Raw genomic sequence first — 19203 nt, 5'->3', positions numbered from 1 at the left:
GGCCTGCGCCGAGGGGGGACGTGTGGGGCAAGTGCCGCATACGATGAGGCACATGGGTGATGTGCTGGCTGGAATTCATGCCACCTGGGAGTTCGACACCGACTCCGTGCTCATCCGCTTCGAACGGGGGATCCGCACGCCGAAGCTCTTCCAGAGCCTGCGTGAACGCCGCGTCCCGCACGCGGCGCTGTCGTCGGTGACGCTCACCCCGGGCAAGCGGGGCACGGTGGTCCTGCGTGCCGTGCCGAGACACGGTGCCGACCCGCTGGTCGAGGCCGCGGCCGGGCAGCTGAAGGACGGCTGCGATCCGTACCGGCTGGTGCTGCCCGCCGAGCGCGAGACGCTGGCCGAGTACTACGCGGACGAACTGCGCGCCCGGCTGGGCCCCGACGCGGCGGAGCCCGCCGACCGGTTCCTGGTCGCGGCGCCCGAGGCGCCGATGCAGTTCAAGGCGTACGACGGCCGGGCCGGCTTCGACGGGCACCGGGTCTCCTTCCGCTGGTTCTGGACGGGCGCCTCCACGGCGAAGTGGAAGGCCGGCGACCAGACGTTCCCGGTGACGGAGCTGAGCGGGGTCGAGTGGCGCTCCCCGGAGGCGTTCGAGGGTTATCTGCGGCTGGTGCCCAGGGGCCTGGAGAACGCGGTCCCAGGACCGGGCGCGGGCCCCGACCGGAGCGGTGGTCCGGGCCTGGTCGCGGATCCGGGTCCGGGCGCGGCGCACGGCCCGCAGCCGATGGCGCCCCGCCCCACCAGCGCCGATCAGGACCCGGCCGCGGTGGTCTTCGGCCTCGGCTACGGCCCGGTGCACGAGTCGCTGCCGTTCGCCGCGGCCGTGCTGGAATCGGTGCGCAGGAACCATTCAGCTGCCGTCACGCCCGCCTCCGTCCTCGCGGGCGCCGGACGGCGCGACCCCGCGGACATCGCGGAGCGGATACGGCACCTCGGGGAGCTGCACCGGTCCGGCCTGGTGACGGACGACGAGTTCAGCGCCAAGAAGGCCCAACTGCTCGCCGAGCTGTAGAGCGTCGCGGCGTCGCTGCTTTACGGCGTCGCGGCTCTGCGGCGTCGCGGGCTTCCGGCCCGATCGGCCGGTAGTACCCCCGTACGAGAGGCCCGGCGGCGAACCGGAACCCCGGTATGACGCCACCGGGCCGGTCCGCTCCCTACGCTGATGCGGCCATGACCACTCCCCCGCCGTACGTCCCGCCCGAGGCGCCGCCGCGCCCGCCGCCCGCCGCGGACGGCCTGGTGAGCGCCGCCCGCCGCAATCTGCGCGAGATCGCCCACGGGCTCGCCCACCCGTCCCATCCCCCGGTCCCGCCCCTGGCGGGCGCGCGCAAGCGGTGGCGGAGGCTGCTGCCGTACGCGGTCGTCCTCATCCTCGCGGCGATCTTCGTCCCGACCACGCTCACAACGCTCACCAACGAATACGGTGTGGCCGACGGACTGGCGGGTCTGCTGACCGTCGGCCAGACGGCGCCGCTGCTGATGCTGGCGCACCGCCCGTTGCAGGCGTGGTGGATCATCTTCCCCGCCGACATCCTGGGGGCACTGGTCCTGCTCGGGTACCCGGACCCGTCGCAGGGCATCTGGCCGTGGCCCCCGCCCACGCTGATCTGCTACTTCTTCGTGATGCTGGCGGTCGCCCTGCGCGAAACCCGGCAGACCGTGATCTCCGTCTGGGCACTGACCGCCGCGGCGAGCCTGGTCCTGCACGTGAGCGCCACCGACCGCAGCAACGGCACCTCGGCGCTGCTCCCGGCGTTCGGCGCCGTGTTCATGGTGATCGGTGCGGTGATACGGGAACGGGGCGACGTACAGCGCCGGCTCGCCGAGCAGGAGACCATCAGCGAGGCCGAGCGGGCGCAGCGCACGCTGCTGGAGGAGCGCGCCAGGATCGCCCGTGAGCTGCACGACGTGGTCGCGCACCACATGTCCGTGATCACGGTCCAGGCCGACTCCGCGCCCTACCGGATCAGCGGACTGCCCGAGGATGCGCACGAGGAGTTCGCCGCGATCGCGGCGAGCGCCCGGGAGTCGCTGACGGAGATGCGGCGGCTGCTGGCGGTGCTGCGCAGCGACGGCACCCAGGGCGAACGGGCACCGCAGCCGGGGCTCGACCGGGTGCAGCAGCTGGTGGAGGCGACGGTGCGGGCGGGGCTTCCGGCCGAGCTCTCGCTGTCCGCCGGGCTGCCCGACGTACCGCAGGCGGTGGACCTGTCGGCGTACCGGATCGTGCAGGAGGCCCTGGCCAATGTGATCCGCCACGCCCCCGGGGCGCGGACCCGGGTGTCGATCACGTCGGACGGCGCGCATCTGACCGTCCTGGTGGTCAACGACCGTGCGGAGCAGCCCGATTCGCCGCTGGAGACGGCCGGGACCGGGCACGGCCTGGTCGGTATGCGCGAACGCGTACGGTTGACCGGCGGCACGCTGGACACCGGACCGCTGCCCGACGGCGGCTTCCGGGTGGCCGCGCGGCTGCCCCTGGCCCCTGCCACGCCCCCGCCCCCGTCCTCGGAGGACTCTTGACCATTCGCGTGATCATCGTCGACGACCAGGCCATGGTGCGGGCGGGGTTCGCGGCACTGCTCGCGGCGCAGAGCGACATCGACGTGGTCGGTGAGGCGCCGGACGGGCGCCGGGCCATCGAGGTCAGCCGCAGCGTCCACCCGGACGTGGTCCTGATGGATGTCCGGATGCCCGAGATGGACGGCCTGGCGGCGGCCCGCGAGCTGCTGAACCCGCCGGTGGGGGTGGTGCACCGGCCGAAGGTGCTGATGCTCACCACGTTCGACGTGGACGACTACGTGTACGAGGCGCTGCGCGCCGGGGCGTCCGGCTTCCTGCTGAAGGACGCGCCGCCCGCCGATCTGATCTCGGCGGTACGGGTGGTCGCGGCGGGCGAGGCGCTGCTCGCGCCGTCCGTGACGCGCCGCCTGATCGCGGACTTCGCCCGGCAGGGCCCGACCGGGGCCACCCGGAGCGGCCAGTCGCTGCGGCTGAACGGTCTGACTCCGCGCGAGACGGAGGTACTTGAGCTGATCGCACGGGGCCTGTCGAACCAGGAGATCGCGGGGAAGCTGGTGCTGGCCGAGCAGACGGTGAAGACCCACATAGGCCGGGTGCTGGCCAAGCTGGACCTGCGGGACCGGGCGCAGGCGGTGATCTTCGCGTACGAGGCGGGGGTCGTGGTGCCGGGCGAGGGGTGACGGTCCGGCCCCCCACGCCCTACCCCGGTATGACCCCGCACTTGGCTCCCTGGTGTGACGCCCCCGGCCCCGTCCTCTCCCTAACTTCCTCCCCGTCGCGCCGAACGGCGCACGGAAACCGGATCGGCCGGATCAACCGGCTCGACCGGCCCGACCGGAGAGGGAGGACGACGGGATGCGCCGTTACGCGAGGACTCTGGTCGCGGTCGCGCTGGCCACCACCGTGGTGGCGGGAACGGCCGGCTGGGCGTCCGGGAACGCACAGCAGGCCCTCACCGGGCCGCCCCCGGGCACGGCGGCCTGGCGCGCCGATCACGTACTGGGGTGGGAGCTGCCCGATCCCGGACGGAGCACGCCCGCCGAAGTGGCGCGCTTCTTCCGGGTGTTGACCGCCGCGCAGCAACAGGCCCTGGCCGTACGCCATCCGCTCGTCGTCGGCAACCTGGACGGCGCTCCGGTCGAGCTGCGCTACCGGGCCAACACCCTTTCCCTGCAGGCGATTCACGACCCCCGGTACGCACACCTCGGACAGGACCGGGGGCGGCAGATCCTCGCGTTCGACCCGCGCGGACGCGGTCAGGTCGCCGAGGTCTTCGGGGACCTGCGCACCGCACGCCATGTCGCGGTCGTGGTGCCGGGCTCGGACATCGACGCCGGGACCTTCGACCGTACGAACGATGTGTACGGCACTCCGGCAGGCATGGCAAAAGCGCTGTACGCCCGGACCGGGCCCGGCAGCGCCGTCGTCGCCTGGGCCGGGTACACCACCCCCGTGGGCCTCGGAGTCGACGCGGCGACGGGGTCGCTCGCCGAGGCGGGGGCCGGCCGGCTGACCCGGTTCACGGACGGACTCGCGGCCGACGGCGTGCCCGCGCCCGCCGTGTTCTGCCACAGCTACGGCTCCGTCGTGTGCGGACTCGCCGCGTCCCGGCTGCGCGCCAGGGACCTGGTGGTCCTCGGCTCGCCCGGGATGCGCGCGGACGACGTCGCCGACCTGCGCACCGGGGCCCGGGTCTGGGCCGCGAAGGACGCCACGGACTGGATCGACGACGTACCGAACGTCGAGGTGGCGGGGCTCGGCCACGGCCCCGACCCGGCCGCCCCGGAGTTCGGCGCGCGCCGGGTCCCGGCCGACGACGCCCGGGGCCACACCGGCTACTTCGCCCCGGGCACGGACTCGCTCCGCGCCTTCGCCGCGATCACCGAGGAGAAGGCGCGGTGAGCGGAGCGGGCAGCGGCTACTCGCGCGCGGTGGCCGTCGAGCTCATGTCCGGGTAACGGTCCCCCGCCACCTGCCCGGCGATCGGCTCAAGCTGCGCCAGCTCCCCCTCGGTCAGCGTGAGCCGGGTGGCGGCCAGGTTCTCCAGCAGCCGGCTGCTCTTGCGGGTGCCCGGGATCGGCACCACGGTCAGCCCGTGCACCTGGGCCCGCTGCTGAACCCAGGCGAGCGCCACCTGCGCGGCCGAGGCCCCGTGTGCCGTCGCGATCTTGTGGACGGGTTCCAGCAGGGCGGCGTTCTTCTTCGCGTTGTCGCCGGTGAAGCGGGGCTGGTGCTTGCGGAAGTCGCCCTCCGACAGCTCCTTGGCCGCGTCCGTGAACGCCCCGGTCAGGAAGCCCCGCCCGAGCGGCGAGTACGGCACGAGAGTCACCCCGAGTTCGACGGCGGCCGGTACGGCGCTGAGCTCGACGTCCCGGCTGAAGAGCGACCACTCCGACTGGAGGGCGGCGATCGGGTGCACCGCGTGCGCCTCGCGCAGCTCGGCGCCGGTCACCTCGCTCAGCCCGAGCTGCTTGACCTTGCCCTGCTGGACCAGCTCGGCCATCGCGCCGACGGACTCGGCCAGCGGGACGGCCGGGTCGCGGCGGTGCATGTAGTAGAGGTCGATGACCTCGGTGTCCAGCCGTCGCAGGCTGTCCTCGACGGCCTTGCGGATGTAGGCGGGGTCGTTGCGCACGCCCCGGTAGTGCGGGTCGTCGTCCCTGCGCTCTATGGCGAACTTCGTGGCGAGCGTGATCTCGTCCCGGTGCGCCCCGACGAACGGGGCGAGGAAGGTCTCGTTGGCGCCGCTGCCGTAGATGTCCGCAGTGTCGAAGAGGGTGACGCCGGCTGCCAGCGCCGTCTCCAGCGTCTCGCGGGCCGAAGGTTCATCGGTGTCGCCGTAGAACTCGCTCATGCCCATGCAGCCGAGTCCCTGCACGCCGACCTGCGGTCCGCCGTTGCCGAGCTCCACGGTGGTGATCTTGTCGTCAGTCATCAGGCACTGGGCCTCTCCGGCGCCCGCCGGGCGCCCGCATAGAAGTCGATCTTGTAGTCGAGCACGGCGAGGGTGTCCTGGAGCTCCGCGATCCGCGTGATCACGTCGCGGCGGGTCGCCTCCAGCAGCTCCTGCCGTTCCTCGAAGGTGTGCTCGCCCTCGCGCAGCAGCTCCGCGTACCGCACCATGTCGGCGACCGGCATCCCGGTCAGCCGCAGCTTGCCGACGAACGCCAGCCAGTCCAGGTCGCGGTTGCTGAAGCGGCGCTGGCCGGTGTGGGACCGGTCGACGTGCGGCATCAGCCCGATCCGCTCGTACCAGCGCAGGGTGTGCGCGGTGAGCCCGGTGAAGGCGACGACCTCGCTGATGGTGTACCGGTCCTGCCCCTCGGGACGCGGGTGCGGCTGCGGGGCCGTGGCGCAGACGTCCACCTTCACTGAAGTGCTCTCCATCACCGTCATGTCCTCCAAGCTAGAACCTTGGAGTGCACTCGAAGCAAGCGCAATCGGAGACGGAATCGGTGCGCGTCCCGTGTCGGGGCCACGCCAGGAGGGAGGGGTACCGGTATGAACCGTGCCGTCAGCCGCGAACGGCGGTGATCAGTCCGCCGAACTGGAGGGTCGGGGCAGCCCTGCCGTGTTGGCCGACGCTACTGGAAGGCCGGAAGATTGCGCGCGACCCACGCACCGAAGGGTCTGGCCGGACGACGGAGGACGTTCTCCACGTCGGGGCTGATCTCCCGCTCGGCCGGCAGCGGGACGCCGAGGACGTCCAGAGTGCCGCCGATGACCCCCTCGGGCATGAACTGCGCCATGCGGGCATGAGCCTCCGCGCGCGAGAGTTCCACAAAGGCCACCTCCTCACCCAGCGCCTCGGAGGTCGCTGCGACCTGCCCGCTCGGGCTGATGACCTCGGGGCCGGTCAGCTCGTACGTACGGCCCACGTGGCCGTCCTCGCGCAGCGCGACGGAGGCGACCTCGGCAATGTCCGCCGGGTCGATGACGGGCAGTGCCACATCCGCGAACGGGGCGAAGACGGTGCGCCGGGTACGAACCGACTCGGCCCAGGCGAAAGCGTTGGAGGCGAATCCACCCGGGCGCAGGATGGTGAAGTCCACGCCGGACTCGTGCACGACGGACTCGAACTCGCGCAGGCGGGCGTGCGAAAGGGCCTCGGGGCGGGTGGAGTTGATCTGGGAGGACAGCAGAACGACCCGCTTGACCCCGGCGGCCCCAGCCGCGTCCAACAGGGCCTTCGGGCTCTCGCCGTGGCCGTTGAGCTCGCCGCCCAGCAGGATGAAGAACGCTTCGGCGCCGGCGAGGACCGGCCGCATGCTCGCGGCGTTCCCGATGTCGGCCCGGGCGCGCCGGACGCCGGCCGGGAGCCCGGAGGGCTGCGACTGCCGCGAGACGGCCACGACCTCCTCGCCCGCCTCGGCCAGCAGTGGCACCAGCGTCCGTCCGATATTGCCGGTCGCACCTGTCACAACGATCATCACGATCTCCTGAGTCAGCCGATAGCGAGTTAGTTAGTTGACTAACTAAGAAGGACCCTAGCACGAGCCCCCGACGCTGCCCATATAGTTAGTCGGGTGACTGACTCAGTGAAGCCCCGGGCGACACGGGCCAACGACAAGCGCCGACGGCTCACCGCCGCGGCGGCCCAGGTCCTGCACGAGCAGGGTGTCGAGCGCACCACCCTCGCCGACATCGCCCGCGTGGCCGACGTCCCGGTCGGAAACGTCTACTACTACTTCAAGACCAAGGACGAGCTGGTCCACGCCGCCCTGTCCGAGCACAGTGCGCACCTGGACCAGCTCACCAGCCGGCTGGACCGGCTGCCCGACCCCCGTGACCGCCTGAAGGCCCTCATCGAAGCCTGGGTCGGCCAGCGCGACATCGCCGCCCGCTACGGCTGCCCCACCGGCACTCTGGCCGTCGAGGTCGACAAGCGCACGGACGGGACCCTGGACACGGAAGCCGGCGCGGTCATCCGGCAGCTGCTCGACTGGGCCGGGCACCAGTTCCGCGCCCTGGGCCTGCCCGACCCGGACGACCTCGCCGTCACCCTCGTCTCCGGCTACCAGGGCATGTCGCTCCTTGCCAACGCGCTGCGCGACCCGGACATCATGACCCGCCAGGGTGCCCGCCTCCTCCATTGGCTCGATTCCCTGCGGACTCCCGACCAGACCCCCTGACCCGGCGAGCGGCCATGGGCCGGGCTCACGCGTCCGCGCAGGCCGCGCGGCCTGGACGGAAGGGAGTGACCGAGGCAGGGAACGAGGCGTTCGACCCCGCCCGTTACGCTCGTACGCATGCAGAGCCTGGCGATGATCGACAACTGGCCCGTCCCCACCGCGGCGACTGCCGTCGTACGAGCGGACGGCACCGTTCTCGGTACGCACGGCCCGACCGCGCACCGTTTCCCGCTCGCCTCCGTCACCAAGCCGATCGCGGCCTACGCGGCGCTGGTGGCGTACGAGGAGGGTGCGGTCGAGCTGGACGAGCCGGCGGGGCCGGAGGGGTCCACCGTGCGGCACCTGCTCGCGCACACCAGCGGGCTCGCCTTCGACGAGCACCGCACGACGGCCGCGCCCGGCACCCGCCGCCTCTACTCCAACGCGGGCTTCGAGGTGCTCGGCGACCACATCGCCAAGGCCACCGACATCCCGTTCCCGGAGTACGTGCGCCAGGCCGTGCTGGAACCCCTCGGGATGACGGCGACCACGATCGACGGCTCGCCCGCCAAGGACGGTGTCTCGACCGTCGACGACCTCGTGCGGTTCGCGGCGGAGGTGCAGGCACCCCGCCTGCTCGACCCCCGTACGGTGCTGGCCGCGCAGACCGTCGTACACCCCGGCCTGAAGGGCGTGTTGCCGGGCTACGGCCACCAGAACCCCAACGACTGGGGCCTCGGATTCGAGATCCGGGATTCCAAGTCGCCGCACTGGACGGGCAGTTCGTCGTCGCCCGCGACCTTCGGCCACTTCGGGCAGTCGGGCACCTTCCTGTGGATCGACCCGGTCGCGGGCGCGGCGTGCGTCGCGCTCACCGACCGGGCCTTCGGCCCGTGGGCGGCCGAGGTGTGGCCGCCGTTCACGGACGCGGTGCTCGCGGAGCTGCGTTCCGCCCGCTGACGCGGAGCGCCGTCGCCGCCCGGCGTCCCGGCTCGCCCCACCCCCACGACTCGGTCAAGACGATCAGCACGCCCGTCGCCACCCGCGCGGGTGACCCGCGATGCGCAACGGAGCGCACTGAACAACGTCATGGTGCTGGAGATGCTCGCGGGGATCACCAAGGCACCCGTTCCGCAGTTCATCGGAGGCGGCGACCTCTCCGCCTACCTGGAGACGCAGCTGATCGCGCGGCTGGAAGAGCTGCTGGACAAGATGCGGAGCCTGCACGGGGACGACGCGATCACCGGTGACGCCCGGCCTTCGCCGACCAAGGGGGACACCCGGGCAGACCTCCCGCCCCAGGCAGATCTCCCGGCCCAGGCCGATGTCCGGGACGTCCCGGGGGACGCCGGGTAGGGCGTGCAGTGCCGCTCGCGGGCGGCCCCTGCTTGTCCGTGGCGCAGAAGAACTCGCTCATCCCCATGCAGCCGAGCCCCTGAGCACCGGCCGGGGCCGCCACGAGCGTCCTCGGCGGCACCGTCACCCAGCTTGATGCCGGACCGAACCGCCTGGGACCCGAGTTCGGATTGTGCGTGCTCGTGCGCGCTCGGCCGCGTACCCTCTCCGCTCGACGTGACACTCACCCCCTCACCTGTCACGTCGTAAAAGGCACACCCACCCTGGCGGTCATGCGCGACCCGCCGACGGAGCGTGCTCATGCCCCGTGACCCGGCGGCGGATCATCGGTCGGCCGCCTTCGCGGCCAGGCACTCAAACCACACCGTCTTGCCGCGCCCGTCCGGGCGCGGCTCCACGCCCCACTTGTCGGTGACGGCGCCGACCAGCACCAACCCGCGCCCGCCCTCGTCGAGTTCGTCCCCCACGACCACCCTCGGCACGTCCGGGCAGCTGTCCGCGACCTCCACGCGCACGCCGCCGGCCGCGAGCAGGAAGATGAACGTCTGGCAGCGACGGCCGGGTACGTACCGCACGACGTTCGCGATCAGCTCGGTCAACGCCAGCTCGGCCGCGTCGGCAACTTCGAGCAGGCCCCAGCCGGTGAGGTACAGGCGCAGGATGCGGCGCAGATGCCGGGCCGAGTGCTCGCCCATCGCGAAGTCGGCCTGGTAGGTCGGCTCCGCCACATCCTCGGCCCGTGGATCAATTACGTGATTCATGTCACCAGCGTGCAGCGGACTGATTACGCTCGGCTACGTACGGAAACGAACGCCGCGAGGCGTTGAACGCCGGAGGTGCCCCGCCGTGGCCAACATCCAGACGCTCGATCCCAACGCCTCCCCACTGGACTACTACGGCTGGGAGTTACGCCGTCAGCGCGAGGCCAACAACCTCAAGCAGGGCCAGCTCGGCGACATCATCTTCTGCACCGGCTCGCTGATCGGCCAGATCGAGACGACGAAGAAGATCCCCACCCGCGACTTCTCCGAGCGGGTAGACGCGGCGCTCGGCACGGACGGTGTGTTCTCGCGGCTGGTCGGCCTGGTCCTGCGCAGCCAGCTGCCCACCTGGTTCCAGCCGTACGCGGACATGGAGGCCAAGGCCGCGTACATCTCCACGTACCAGGCGCAGTTGGTGTACGGGCTGTTGCAGACGGAGAGCTACGCGCGGGCGCTGCTCGGCGTCGATCACCCGGAGAAGGTCGACGAAATGGCGGCGGCCCGCCTGGATCGCCAGAGGATTCTGCGGGGCGAGAATCCGCCTGCGCTATGGGTCGTCCTGAGCGAGGCGGCGCTGCTCCAGGAGGTCGGCGGACGCGACGTCATGCGCGCCCAACTGGCACGGCTGTTGGGCTTCCGCGACGACCCCTGGGTCCAGATCCAGGTGCTTCCGTTCTCCGTCGGCCAGCACACGGGAATGATGGGCTCGTTCACCCTGCTCAGGTTCGAGGACGACCCCGACCTGTTCTACGTGGAGAGCTACGACCAAGGGCACATGACCGCCAATCCCCAGGTGATCAAGGAACGTTCGGTCGGCTACGCTCGATTGCAAGCCACAGCCCTCTCCCCCGAGGACTCGGCGACATTGATCGCTCGTGTGATGGAGGAACGCTATGGGGACCAGTCAGAATCTGACCGGAGCACAGTGGCGTAAGTCGTCGTACAGCGGCACCAGCGGTGGCGAATGTGTCGAGTGCACTGTCACCGGCGGCGCGGCCTGGCGCAAGTCCAGTTACAGCGGCAGCACCGGAGGCGAGTGCGTCGAGGTGGTCGACGGCCTCCCCTGCGCCGTCCCCGTGCGCGACAGCAAGAACCCTGACGGCCCCGTCCTGATCGTCGGGGCCGACGCCTGGCGGGCGTTCGTGGGCGGGCTCGTCTGACGGCACCGCCAAGACCCGTACGGCAAAGGGGGCCGGGACGACCCGAGGTCGTCCCGGCCCCTTCGTCTTCGTCAGACGAGCGGCTCGATCATGTGGGTCCGGTGCTGGGACCGCGTGGCGGCGTCGCCCGACCAGGCCGTCCGGTTCGGGTCGAGACCCACACCGTTGGCGAGGCCGAGACGGGCGATCTCCGCGTTGTGCTCGATGCAGGCCTGCCGCAACGGATCGATGAAATCGCTCTGCAGATCCGCCTGCGCGACCGCCGCTCCGGCGCTGACCTTCGCCTCGATGAAGTCGTAGACCCGCTCCAGCTGTTCGGAGCGGGGCGTGATGGCGCCGTCCTCGGTGAAGTTGAGGTCCGGTCCGCTGCTGCCCGGGTCGTCGTTCCTGACCGCCGGTTCGGGGCCGAGCGCGAAGTTGGCCGGAACGTTCTTCAACGCCTTGGACACCGCGTTGAGTTGGGCGCTGTTGCTCGTGAAAGCTGTCGGGGCGACCGGAGCCAGGGCCGTCACGACGTCGGTGAGCTGGGTCGCGGTGAGGAGCCCGGCGAATTTTTCGAGCAGCGACTTGGGCACGATGTGGTGCAGGGTGTGCACGAGCGCGTTGCCCCGGTTGGCCGCCTTCTCCGTGGCCAGGGCGTTCTTCGTCGGGTTGTTCTTCCAGTCACCGGCGCGCTGGACCGGCGTCGGGCCCGCGCCGTTGCCGGTGCCGGAGGCGGCGCCCTGCCGGAGCAGCTGGACGACGGCGGCGTTGCCGAGGCTGCTCTGAAGGGCCAGCGGCAGGTGCTCGGGGAGTTCCTCCGTCTCCGGCCGCCTCACCGGCGTACGCGCGCGAGCGGAGCCATGCGTGCGGTCGAAGTCGCGTGCGCGCATCAGAAACCTTCCGGAGGGGTGCACGGTGTACCACTCCATGCCTACGTCGAAGGCCCCGATGCGGGCCAGGTACACGGGGGCAGAATCGGTCGGCCCGCCGGACAGAGAGGCATGGCCGACCCGGCACCCGCTACTCTCCTCGGCCATGGCCGACACAGTCCGCGCTACCGCAGCCGACGTCCCCGCCCTCGCCGCCGTGCTCGCCAGCGCCTACGCCGAGGACCCCCTCTGGAGCTGGCTCATGCCGAGCGACCGTGACCGGCGGCTGCGGCTGCTGTTCACCGCGCATCTGGCCCAGCAGGTCCCGGCCGGCCGGGTATGGACCGATCCGGAACGCACCGTCGTGGCAGTGTGGGCGGAGCCCGGGAAGTGGAAGCTGCCGGTGACGTACCTGCTGCGCAACGCGGGGCCACTCGTACGCGCGACGAGGACCCAACTCCCGCGCACCACCGGGCGGTTGTTCACCATGGAGCACCGCCATCCGGCCGGTCCCGAGCACTGGTACGTCGAGCACATCGGCACCCACGCCGACGCGCGCGGCACGGGGCGTGGGGCGCGGGTGCTCGGCGGGCTGCTGGAGCGGGCGGACGCGGACGGGCGGCCGGTCTTCCTGGAGTCCAGCAACCGCCGCAACCTCACCTTCTACCAGCGGCACGGCTTCACCGTGCACGAGGAGATGACGTTCCGGGCCGGGCCGCCGATGTGGTCGATGTGGCGCCGGGACACCGGCCGCTAGGCACCTTCGCCGCAGTGTCCGTCGCCGCCGCCCCCTCGCCGTTCAGTGGCCGCTACGTCTGTGGAGCGTTCAGGAGGGCGATGCCCACGCTCGTCGGACTGTGCGGTGCCCTGTTCCGGTTGCGCATCGTGTGGATGAGACCCGCCTCCCGCAGGCTCGTGGCGTGTTCGCTCGCGCCGGCGGGGGCGATGCCCAGGAGGGCGGCGAGTTGTCTGGTGGTGCAGAACCGAACCAGGGGGAATTCGCTCGGTACGCATACGAGTTGGGATGAATCTCGCTCGGGCACCACCTGCGCGGGTGCGGGACGCCCCCGCAGTCGGGGCGGGGAAACCCCCCGATTCCGGTACCCGGGGGCGGGCATGGCGGCACTCACATGGAGTTCGATGGCCCAGGAACCACTGCTGCCGACGGCCGGTGGGACGGGCGCTGCTAGGTTCGTCCGCCATGCGATCACGTGAGTACGACCTCGACTTCCGCGACCGGGCCACCCGGATACGGGCCTGGGGCATCGGTCTGCTGTCCCTCGCCGGGCTGCTGTGGGTCTGGTGCGCCGTGCTGCTGCTGACGCCGTACGAGGTGGACCAGGAGCCCGACGACAAGTACCCGGCGGAGTGCCAGTCGCGGCTGTTCACCGAGTACGGCACGGCCAACCAGGGCTTGCAGCGCGGGGACTACTGCGCGGACGAGCGCGACTGGCCCGAGGCGGTGGCCGCGCTCGGGCTGTCCCTGCCGGTGTCCGTCGTCGGCGTGGCGCTCTTCACCAGCGGCAGCGTGAGCCGCCGGATGAGCGCCCACTCCGAGGCGATGCGCGAGCTGGACAGGCTCACCGGCACCCCGAAGGCGTAGCCCGTACCCCTGCCCGCCCTCAGCCGCCGAGCTCCCAGAGCAGCACCTCGGCCGCCCCCTCCGCCACCAGCTCCAGCCCTTCCTCGCCGGTGATCCGCACCGAGTCGCCCGGCTCCAGCTCCTCGTCGCCGAGCCGTACGCCCCCGGCCACCACATGGACGTACACCCGCGCCGCGTCCGGTACCACCACCCGCTCCCCCGCGCCCGGCCGGCGCACATGGAGCAGCGCACCGGCCGCCGGGAGGGCGTACGGGGTGGAGTCGGCGATGCCGGGGACGATCGTGTACGAGGGTTCGCCGCCCGGTTCCAGCGGGGCCAGCCACATCTGGATGAACGTCAGCGGGGCGTCGCCGTCGTTGCGTTCGACGTGACGCACGCCGGACGCGGCGCTGAGGTGCTGGAGGTCACCGGGCCGTACGACCGTGGCGTGGCCGGTGGAGTCGCGGTGGGTCAGCTCGCCCTCGACGACCCAGGTGACGATCTCCGTGTGGCTGTGGGGGTGTTCCTCGAAACCCGCACCGCTCTCCAGCCGCTCCGAGTTGCACGCCAGGATCGCGCCGAAGCGCAGATTGTCCGGGTCGTAGAAGCTGCCGAAGGAGAAGGCATGCCGGGACAGGATGCCGGCGTCCTGGTCCCCGCCCTGGAAGCGGTCCTCGGCGCGGTGTACGGAAATCACCCGCCCACGGTAGCCGGGCCGGCGCGCGGCCCGGTCCCCCGACCGCTACCCGCCGGTACGACACCGCGGTCGCCCCGGCCCTCCGTGCACGTCGCCCGATAAGGCAATCTTGTCTCCGTGCCCCGACCCGATCCTGAGCAGCCCGCTGCGAACGACGCCCACCTGCATGCCGCGACCCTGAAACGGCTGGAGCAGTCCTCCGGCCGGCTCGCCGCGAACGCGATCGCCCGCATGGACGAGTCGCTGCCGTGGTACCGGGCGATGCCACCGGAGAACCGGTCCTGGATCGGACTGGTGGCCCAGGCCGGTATCGCGGCGTTCACCGAGTGGTTCCGGCACCCGGACACCCCGCAGGCCATCTCCACCGATGTGTTCGGCACCGCTCCGCGCGAGCTGACCCGGGCGATCACCCTGCGGCAGACCGTCGAGATGGTGCGGACGACGATCGAGGTGATGGAGGCCGCGATCGAGGAGGTCGCCGCGCCCGGCGACGAGTCGGTGCTGCGCGAGGCGCTGCTCGTCTACGCCCGGGAGATCGCCTTCGCGACCGCCCAGGTGTACGCGCAGGCCGCCGAGGCGCGCGGCGCCTGGGACGCCCGGCTGGAATCGCTCGTCGTCAACGCGGTGCTGTCCGGCGAGGCCGACGAGGGCGCCGTGTCGCGCGCGGCGGCGCTCGGCTGGAACTCCCCCGAGCACGTCTGCGTGGTGCTCGGCACCGCCCCGGACGGCGACAGCGAACTGACGGTGGAGGCGATCAGGCGGGCCGCCCGGCACGCCAAGCTCCAGGTCCTGACCGGGGTGCTCGGCAACCGCCTGGTGGTCATCGCGGGCGGCAGCGACAGCCCGATCCATGTCGCGAAGGCGCTGATCGGACCGTACGCGGCCGGTCCCGTCGTCGCCGGCCCGGTGGTGCCGGACCTGCTGGCGGCCACCCGGTCCGCGCAGGCCGCGGCCGCCGGGCTCAAGGCGTGCGGCGCCTGGCAGGACGCGCCCAGGCCGGTTCTCGCCGACGATCTGCTGCCGGAACGCGCGATGGCGGGCGACCCCGCCGCACGGGACCAATTGGTGGAGGAGATCTACAGACCGCTGGAAGAAGCGGGCTCCGCGCTGCTGGAGACGCTGAGTGTCTATCTGGAACAGGCGAGCAGCCTGGAAGGCGCGGCCAGAATGCTCTTCGTCCACCCGAACACCGTGCGCTACCGGCTCCGACGTGTGACAGACGTCACCGGATGGTCACCGTCCGATGTCCGCTCGGCATTCACTCTGCGGATCGCCCTGATTCTGGGGCGCTTGGCCGCGAGAGATCCTCAGTCCTAGACTTTTGTCGGACATCAACAATTCCCCATACGGTTCTTCGTCCCTGTCCCCACGGGTCTTCGGGACCGTTCACAAGAGAGAGTGTGAGGGTGCTCGTACTCGTCGCTCCCGGCCAAGGCGCTCAGACGCCCGGCTTCCTGACTCCCTGGCTCGACCTCCCCGGTGCCACCGACCGCATCGCGAAGTGGTCGGACGCCATCGGGCTCGACCTCGTCCACTACGGCACCAAGGCCGACGCGGACGACATCCGTGACACCTCGGTGGCGCAGCCGCTGCTGGTGGCCGCCGGTCTGCTCTCCGCTGCCGCGCTCAATGTGTCGCCGGACGTCGTTGCAGGTCACAGCGTTGGCGAGGTCACCGCTGCGGCCTACGCCGGAGTCATCGACGACGAGGCCGCGCTGCGTCTCGTACGTACCCGCGGGCTCGCCATGGCCGAGGCCGCCGCGGTCACCGAGACCGGCATGGCGGCGCTGCTGGGCGGCGACCCCGACGTGTCGGTCGCGCACCTGGAGAAGCTCGGGCTGACCCCGGCGAACGTCAACGGCGCCGGCCAGATCGTCGCCGCGGGCACCGCCGCGCAGATCGCCGCGCTGACCGAGGACATGCCCGAGGGCGTGCGCCGCGTGGTGACCCTCAAGGTCGCAGGAGCTTTCCACACGCACCACATGGCCCCCGCCGTCGACCGGCTGCGCGAGGCCGCCGCGGAGCTGAGGCCCGCCGACCCGGCCGTGACATATGTCTCGAACGCCGACGGGAAGGCCGTCGCCACCGGCGACGAGGTCATTTCCCGGCTGGTCGGCCAGGTGGCCAACCCGGTCCGCTGGGACCTGTGCATGGAGACCTTCAAGGAGCTGGGCGTCACGGCTCTCATCGAGGCATGCCCCGGCGGAACCCTCACGGGCCTTGCCAAGCGCGCACTGCCCGGTGTGAAGACGCTCGCGCTCAAGACCCCCGACGACCTCGACGCGGCACGCGAGCTCATCTCCGAGCACGCGGGCGTCTAAGGAGCCCGAGCATGTCGAAGATCAAGCCCAGCAAGGGCGCCCCGTACGCACGGATCATGGGGGTCGGCGGCTACCGCCCGACCCGCGTGGTGCCCAACGAGGTGATCCTCGAGACGATCGACTCGTCCGACGAGTGGATCCGTTCGCGCTCCGGCATCGCCACCCGCCACTGGGCCTCCGAGGAGGAGACCGTGGCCGCGATGTCCGTGGAGGCGTCCGGCAAGGCCATCGCCGACGCCGGGATCACGCCCGAGCAGATCGGCGCCGTGATCGTCTCCACCGTCTCGCACTTCAAGCAGACCCCGGCCATCGCGACCGAGATCGCCCACCTGGTCGGCGCGGGCAGGCCCGCCGCCTTCGACATCTCGGCCGGCTGCGCGGGCTTCGGCTACGGACTGACCCTCGCCAAGGGCATGGTCGTCGAGGGCTCCGCGGAGTACGTGCTGGTCATCGGCGTGGAACGGCTCAGCGACCTCACCGACAAGGAGGACCGCGCGACGGCCTTCCTGTTCGGTGACGGCGCCGGCGCGGTCATCGTCGGCCCGTCCAAGGTGCCGGCCATAGGACCGACCGTCTGGGGCTCCGAGGGCGACAAGTCCGAGACCATCAAGCAGACGGTGGCGTGGGACGAGTTCCACGCCGAGCGCCCGGAGAAGTTCCCGGCCATCACCCAGGAGGGCCAGGCGGTGTTCCGCTGGGCCGTCTTCGAGATGGCGAAGGTCGCCCAGCAGGCGCTGGACGCGGCCGGGATCTCCCCGGAAGACCTGGACGTCTTCATTCCGCACCAGGCCAACATGCGGATCATCGACTCGATGGTGAAGACCCTGAAGCTGCCGGAGAACGTCACCGTCGCCCGCGACGTGGAGACCACCGGCAATACCTCCGCCGCCTCGATTCCGCTCGCTATGGAGCGGCTCCTGGCGACCGGAAAGGCGAAGAGCGGCGACACCGCGCTCGTCATCGGCTTCGGGGCGGGTCTCGTCTACGCCGCGACGGTCGTTACCCTCCCCTAGGCACACCAGGCCTTTTCGGCCCGCAAGCCCCAACCTGCAGATAAACATCGAAGGAGCGCCAACATGGCCGCCACTCAGGAAGAGATCGTCAAGGGTCTCGCCGAGATCGTCAACGAGATCGCCGGTATCCCGGTCGAGGACGTCCAGCTGGACAAGTCCTTCACCGACGACCTGGACGTCGACTCGCTGTCCATGGTCGAGGTCGTCGTCGCCGCCGAGGAGCGCTTCGACGTCAAGATCCCCGACGAGGACGTCAAGAACCTCAAGACCGTCGGCGACGCTGCCGAGTACATCCTCAAGCACCAGGGCTGATCCGGCCCGGCTCTGTGTCGCCACCCGGCGGTGGCGCCGCTGATTCACGACCCTCTACACGTGGAGAAGATTTTCCAGTGAACTCGACCAATCGCACCGTGGTCGTCACCGGTATCGGCGCAACCACTCCGCTGGGTGGCGACTCGGCGTCGACCTGGGAAGGTCTGATGGCCGGTCGTTCCGGCGTCAAGCCTCTCGAGGGCGAACGTTTCGCCGAACTGCCCGTCCGGATCGCCGCCCTCGCGGCCGTCGATCCGGGCGACGTCCTGCCCCGCCCGCTCGCCCGCAAGCTGGACCGCTCGGCGCAGTTCGCGCTGATCGCGGCCCGTGAGGCCTGGGCGGACGCCGGTTTCACCGGCAAGGCCGGCGAGGACGAGAAGATCCAGCCCGAGCGGCTCGGCTCGGTCATCGCCTCCGGCATCGGTGGCGTGATCACCCTGCTCGACCAGTACGACGTGCTGAAGGAGAAGGGCGTACGCCGCGTCTCCCCGCACACCGTGCCCATGCTCATGCCCAACGGCCCGGCGGCCAACGTCGGTCTCGAGGTCAACGCCCAGGCCGGTGTCCACACCCCGGTCTCCGCCTGTGCCTCGGGCGCCGAGGCGATCGGGTACGCCGTCGAGATGATCCGCGCCGGCCGTGCCGATGTGGTCCTCGCCGGTGGCACCGAGGCGGCGATCCACCCGCTGCCGATCGCCGCGTTCGCCAACATGATGGCGATGTCCAAGAACAACGACGAGCCCCAGAAGGCATCGCGTCCGTACGACACCGGCCGTGACGGCTTCGTGCTCGGCGAGGGCGCCGGGGTCGTCGTCCTGGAGTCCGCGGAGCACGCCGCGAAGCGTGGCGCCAAGGTCTACTGTGAGGTGCTGGGTCAGGGTCTGTCCGCGGACGCCCACCACATCGCGCAGCCCGAGCCCACCGGGCGCGGCATCGCCGCCGCGATGCAGAACCTGCTGGACCAGACGGACCTCAAGCCGTCCGAGGTCGTGCACCTCAACGCGCACGCCACGTCGACGCCGCAGGGCGACGTCGCGGAGCTGAAGGCGCTGCGCAAGGTCCTGGGCGACGACCTCGACCATGTCGCGATCTCCGCGACGAAGTCGATGACCGGTCACCTCCTCGGCGGCGCCGGCGGCATCGAGACCGTCGCGACGGTCCTGGCGCTGCACCACCGGATGGCTCCGCCGACGATCAACGTGGAGCACCTCGACGAGGCGGTGGAGGCGGACATCGTGCGCGACGAGCCGCGTCCGCTGCCGGAGGGTTCGATCGCCGCGATCAACAACTCGTTCGGGTTCGGCGGGCACAACGTGGTCCTGGCGTTCCGCAGCGTCTGACCTGCGGTCCGCAGCCCCGGTACGACGATGCCGCCTTCCCCGTGGGGGAGGCGGCATCGTGCGTCGCGCGGGGCGCTCCCGGGGCTCCGCCCCGGACCCCGCTCCTCGATCGCCGGAGGGGCTGATTCCTGCTCCCGCTCGCGGGAAGGGCCACGGGCAGGAGGGCA

Annotated in this window: 22 protein-coding genes; 16 read left to right on the top strand and 6 right to left on the bottom strand. The window is 71.3% G+C overall.

The window, feature by feature from the left end:
- The first annotated feature begins 52 nt into the window (after positions 1-52).
- From ACFYY7_RS02045 to ACFYY7_RS02030, 4 genes are all read left to right on the top strand, one after another.
- The gene (locus ACFYY7_RS02045; RefSeq protein ID WP_388655804.1) at positions 53-1021 is read left to right on the top strand and encodes a DUF4429 domain-containing protein; all 969 of its coding nucleotides are present in this window, start codon (positions 53-55) and stop codon (positions 1019-1021) included.
- Positions 1022-1179: 158 nt separating this feature from the next.
- Positions 1180-2532 (top strand): sensor histidine kinase, encoded by a 1353-nt coding sequence (locus tag ACFYY7_RS02040; RefSeq protein WP_388655802.1) that lies wholly within the window; start codon positions 1180-1182, stop codon positions 2530-2532.
- Positions 2529-3212, top strand: a complete 684-nt coding sequence (locus ACFYY7_RS02035; RefSeq protein ID WP_388655800.1) for a response regulator — start codon at positions 2529-2531, stop codon at positions 3210-3212. Before ACFYY7_RS02040 ends, ACFYY7_RS02035 begins: the two co-directional genes overlap by 4 nt.
- A gap of 175 nt (positions 3213-3387) precedes the next feature.
- A complete protein-coding gene (locus ACFYY7_RS02030) occupies positions 3388-4434 on the top strand; it encodes an alpha/beta hydrolase (protein WP_388655798.1) in 1047 nt (348 codons plus the stop codon).
- 16 nt (positions 4435-4450) lie between these two features.
- Here the strand turns inward: ACFYY7_RS02030 and ACFYY7_RS02025 are convergent, their stop codons facing one another.
- The 3 genes from ACFYY7_RS02025 to ACFYY7_RS02015 all read right to left on the bottom strand — a co-directional run bounded on the left by ACFYY7_RS02025 (position 4451) and on the right by ACFYY7_RS02015 (position 6962).
- On the bottom strand, positions 4451-5467 hold the full coding sequence (locus tag ACFYY7_RS02025) for an aldo/keto reductase (protein ID WP_388655796.1): 1017 nt from the start codon (positions 5465-5467) through the stop codon (positions 4451-4453).
- Complete coding sequence (locus ACFYY7_RS02020; protein ID WP_266733842.1) at positions 5467-5928, bottom strand: MerR family transcriptional regulator; 462 nt, start codon at positions 5926-5928, stop codon at positions 5467-5469. The genes ACFYY7_RS02025 and ACFYY7_RS02020 overlap by 1 nt, the downstream gene beginning before the upstream one ends.
- 188 nt (positions 5929-6116) lie before the next feature.
- Complete coding sequence (locus ACFYY7_RS02015; RefSeq protein ID WP_388655794.1) at positions 6117-6962, bottom strand: SDR family oxidoreductase; 846 nt, start codon at positions 6960-6962, stop codon at positions 6117-6119.
- Between the two features lie 96 nt (positions 6963-7058).
- On the opposite strand from ACFYY7_RS02015, the gene ACFYY7_RS02010 reads away from it, so the two are divergent.
- From ACFYY7_RS02010 to ACFYY7_RS02000, 3 genes are all read left to right on the top strand, one after another.
- Entirely contained in the window at positions 7059-7664 is a 606-nt protein-coding gene (locus tag ACFYY7_RS02010) for a TetR/AcrR family transcriptional regulator (RefSeq protein ID WP_388655792.1), read from the top strand.
- A gap of 117 nt (positions 7665-7781) precedes the next feature.
- Positions 7782-8603 (top strand): serine hydrolase domain-containing protein, encoded by an 822-nt coding sequence (locus ACFYY7_RS02005; RefSeq protein WP_388655790.1) that lies wholly within the window; start codon positions 7782-7784, stop codon positions 8601-8603.
- A gap of 90 nt (positions 8604-8693) precedes the next feature.
- The gene (locus ACFYY7_RS02000; RefSeq protein ID WP_388655789.1) at positions 8694-8999 is read left to right on the top strand and encodes a hypothetical protein; all 306 of its coding nucleotides are present in this window, start codon (positions 8694-8696) and stop codon (positions 8997-8999) included.
- A gap of 323 nt (positions 9000-9322) precedes the next feature.
- On the opposite strand, the gene ACFYY7_RS01995 is transcribed toward ACFYY7_RS02000, so the two are convergent.
- Positions 9323-9760: an ATP-binding protein gene (locus ACFYY7_RS01995; protein ID WP_388655787.1), complete on the bottom strand. Its 438-nt coding sequence runs from the start codon at positions 9758-9760 to the stop codon at positions 9323-9325.
- An 85-nt stretch (positions 9761-9845) separates the two neighbouring features.
- On the opposite strand from ACFYY7_RS01995, the gene ACFYY7_RS01990 reads away from it, so the two are divergent.
- Both ACFYY7_RS01990 and ACFYY7_RS01985 read left to right on the top strand, forming a co-directional pair.
- A complete protein-coding gene (locus ACFYY7_RS01990) occupies positions 9846-10694 on the top strand; it encodes a helix-turn-helix transcriptional regulator (RefSeq protein ID WP_388655785.1) in 849 nt (282 codons plus the stop codon).
- Positions 10654-10920 carry a DUF397 domain-containing protein gene (locus ACFYY7_RS01985; protein WP_388655783.1) on the top strand — a complete coding sequence of 89 codons (267 nt, stop codon included), beginning with the start codon at positions 10654-10656 and terminating at the stop codon, positions 10918-10920. The genes ACFYY7_RS01990 and ACFYY7_RS01985 overlap by 41 nt, the downstream gene beginning before the upstream one ends.
- Before the next feature lie 71 nt (positions 10921-10991).
- Here the strand turns inward: ACFYY7_RS01985 and ACFYY7_RS01980 are convergent, their stop codons facing one another.
- On the bottom strand, positions 10992-11939 hold the full coding sequence (locus ACFYY7_RS01980) for a hypothetical protein (RefSeq protein WP_388655781.1): 948 nt from the start codon (positions 11937-11939) through the stop codon (positions 10992-10994).
- On the opposite strand from ACFYY7_RS01980, the gene ACFYY7_RS01975 reads away from it, so the two are divergent.
- Both ACFYY7_RS01975 and ACFYY7_RS01970 read left to right on the top strand, forming a co-directional pair.
- Positions 11938-12528, top strand: a complete 591-nt coding sequence (locus tag ACFYY7_RS01975; protein ID WP_388655779.1) for a GNAT family N-acetyltransferase — start codon at positions 11938-11940, stop codon at positions 12526-12528. The genes ACFYY7_RS01980 and ACFYY7_RS01975 overlap by 2 nt on opposite strands.
- 444 nt (positions 12529-12972) lie before the next feature.
- Positions 12973-13374, top strand: a complete 402-nt coding sequence (locus ACFYY7_RS01970) for a hypothetical protein (protein ID WP_388655777.1) — start codon at positions 12973-12975, stop codon at positions 13372-13374.
- A gap of 19 nt (positions 13375-13393) precedes the next feature.
- Here the strand turns inward: ACFYY7_RS01970 and ACFYY7_RS01965 are convergent, their stop codons facing one another.
- The gene (locus ACFYY7_RS01965) at positions 13394-14050 is read right to left on the bottom strand and encodes a pirin family protein (protein WP_388655775.1); all 657 of its coding nucleotides are present in this window, start codon (positions 14048-14050) and stop codon (positions 13394-13396) included.
- A gap of 117 nt (positions 14051-14167) precedes the next feature.
- Between ACFYY7_RS01965 and ACFYY7_RS01960 the strand changes: the two genes are divergently transcribed.
- The 5 genes from ACFYY7_RS01960 to fabF all read left to right on the top strand — a co-directional run bounded on the left by ACFYY7_RS01960 (position 14168) and on the right by fabF (position 19036).
- Complete coding sequence (locus ACFYY7_RS01960) at positions 14168-15367, top strand: helix-turn-helix domain-containing protein (RefSeq protein ID WP_351251378.1); 1200 nt, start codon at positions 14168-14170, stop codon at positions 15365-15367.
- 89 nt (positions 15368-15456) lie between these two features.
- The gene (locus ACFYY7_RS01955) at positions 15457-16371 is read left to right on the top strand and encodes an ACP S-malonyltransferase (RefSeq protein ID WP_388655773.1); all 915 of its coding nucleotides are present in this window, start codon (positions 15457-15459) and stop codon (positions 16369-16371) included.
- An 11-nt stretch (positions 16372-16382) separates the two neighbouring features.
- The gene (locus ACFYY7_RS01950; RefSeq protein ID WP_388655771.1) at positions 16383-17384 is read left to right on the top strand and encodes a ketoacyl-ACP synthase III; all 1002 of its coding nucleotides are present in this window, start codon (positions 16383-16385) and stop codon (positions 17382-17384) included.
- Between the two features lie 63 nt (positions 17385-17447).
- Positions 17448-17696 (top strand): acyl carrier protein, encoded by a 249-nt coding sequence (locus ACFYY7_RS01945; protein WP_266733232.1) that lies wholly within the window; start codon positions 17448-17450, stop codon positions 17694-17696.
- Positions 17697-17773: 77 nt separating this feature from the next.
- Positions 17774-19036, top strand: coding sequence for a beta-ketoacyl-ACP synthase II (gene fabF, locus ACFYY7_RS01940; protein WP_376315662.1), 1263 nt, complete (start codon positions 17774-17776; stop codon positions 19034-19036).
- Positions 19037-19203: the final 167 nt, after the last annotated feature.

This window comes from Streptomyces sp. NPDC001933 (genome assembly GCF_042890955.1).
Classification (GTDB): Bacteria; Actinomycetota; Actinomycetes; order Streptomycetales; family Streptomycetaceae; genus Streptomyces.
The sequence above is the reverse complement of the archived record's forward strand: the minus strand, read 5'-3'. Positions and strand labels throughout refer to the sequence as shown.

Bases quoted from the DNA above. Each gene is read 5' to 3' on its own strand.
- ACFYY7_RS01995 (WP_388655787.1), bottom strand. From the start codon at position 9,760: ATGAATCACGTAATTGATCCACGGGCCGAGGATGTGGCGGAGCCGACC.
- ACFYY7_RS02030 (WP_388655798.1), top strand. From the start codon at position 3,388: ATGCGCCGTTACGCGAGGACTCTGGTCGCGGTCGCGCTGGCCACCACC.
- ACFYY7_RS02025 (WP_388655796.1), bottom strand. From the start codon at position 5,467: ATGACTGACGACAAGATCACCACCGTGGAGCTCGGCAACGGCGGACCG.
- ACFYY7_RS01970 (WP_388655777.1), top strand. From the start codon at position 12,973: ATGCGATCACGTGAGTACGACCTCGACTTCCGCGACCGGGCCACCCGG.
- ACFYY7_RS01945 (WP_266733232.1), top strand. From the start codon at position 17,448: ATGGCCGCCACTCAGGAAGAGATCGTCAAGGGTCTCGCCGAGATCGTC.
- ACFYY7_RS01975 (WP_388655779.1), top strand. From the start codon at position 11,938: ATGGCCGACACAGTCCGCGCTACCGCAGCCGACGTCCCCGCCCTCGCC.
- ACFYY7_RS02015 (WP_388655794.1), bottom strand. From the start codon at position 6,962: ATGATCGTTGTGACAGGTGCGACCGGCAATATCGGACGGACGCTGGTG.
- ACFYY7_RS02040 (WP_388655802.1), top strand. From the start codon at position 1,180: ATGACCACTCCCCCGCCGTACGTCCCGCCCGAGGCGCCGCCGCGCCCG.
- ACFYY7_RS02005 (WP_388655790.1), top strand. From the start codon at position 7,782: ATGCAGAGCCTGGCGATGATCGACAACTGGCCCGTCCCCACCGCGGCG.
- ACFYY7_RS01980 (WP_388655781.1), bottom strand. From the start codon at position 11,939: ATGGCCGAGGAGAGTAGCGGGTGCCGGGTCGGCCATGCCTCTCTGTCC.
- ACFYY7_RS02045 (WP_388655804.1), top strand. From the start codon at position 53: ATGGGTGATGTGCTGGCTGGAATTCATGCCACCTGGGAGTTCGACACC.
- ACFYY7_RS01950 (WP_388655771.1), top strand. From the start codon at position 16,383: ATGTCGAAGATCAAGCCCAGCAAGGGCGCCCCGTACGCACGGATCATG.
- ACFYY7_RS02020 (WP_266733842.1), bottom strand. From the start codon at position 5,928: ATGACGGTGATGGAGAGCACTTCAGTGAAGGTGGACGTCTGCGCCACG.
- ACFYY7_RS01985 (WP_388655783.1), top strand. From the start codon at position 10,654: ATGGGGACCAGTCAGAATCTGACCGGAGCACAGTGGCGTAAGTCGTCG.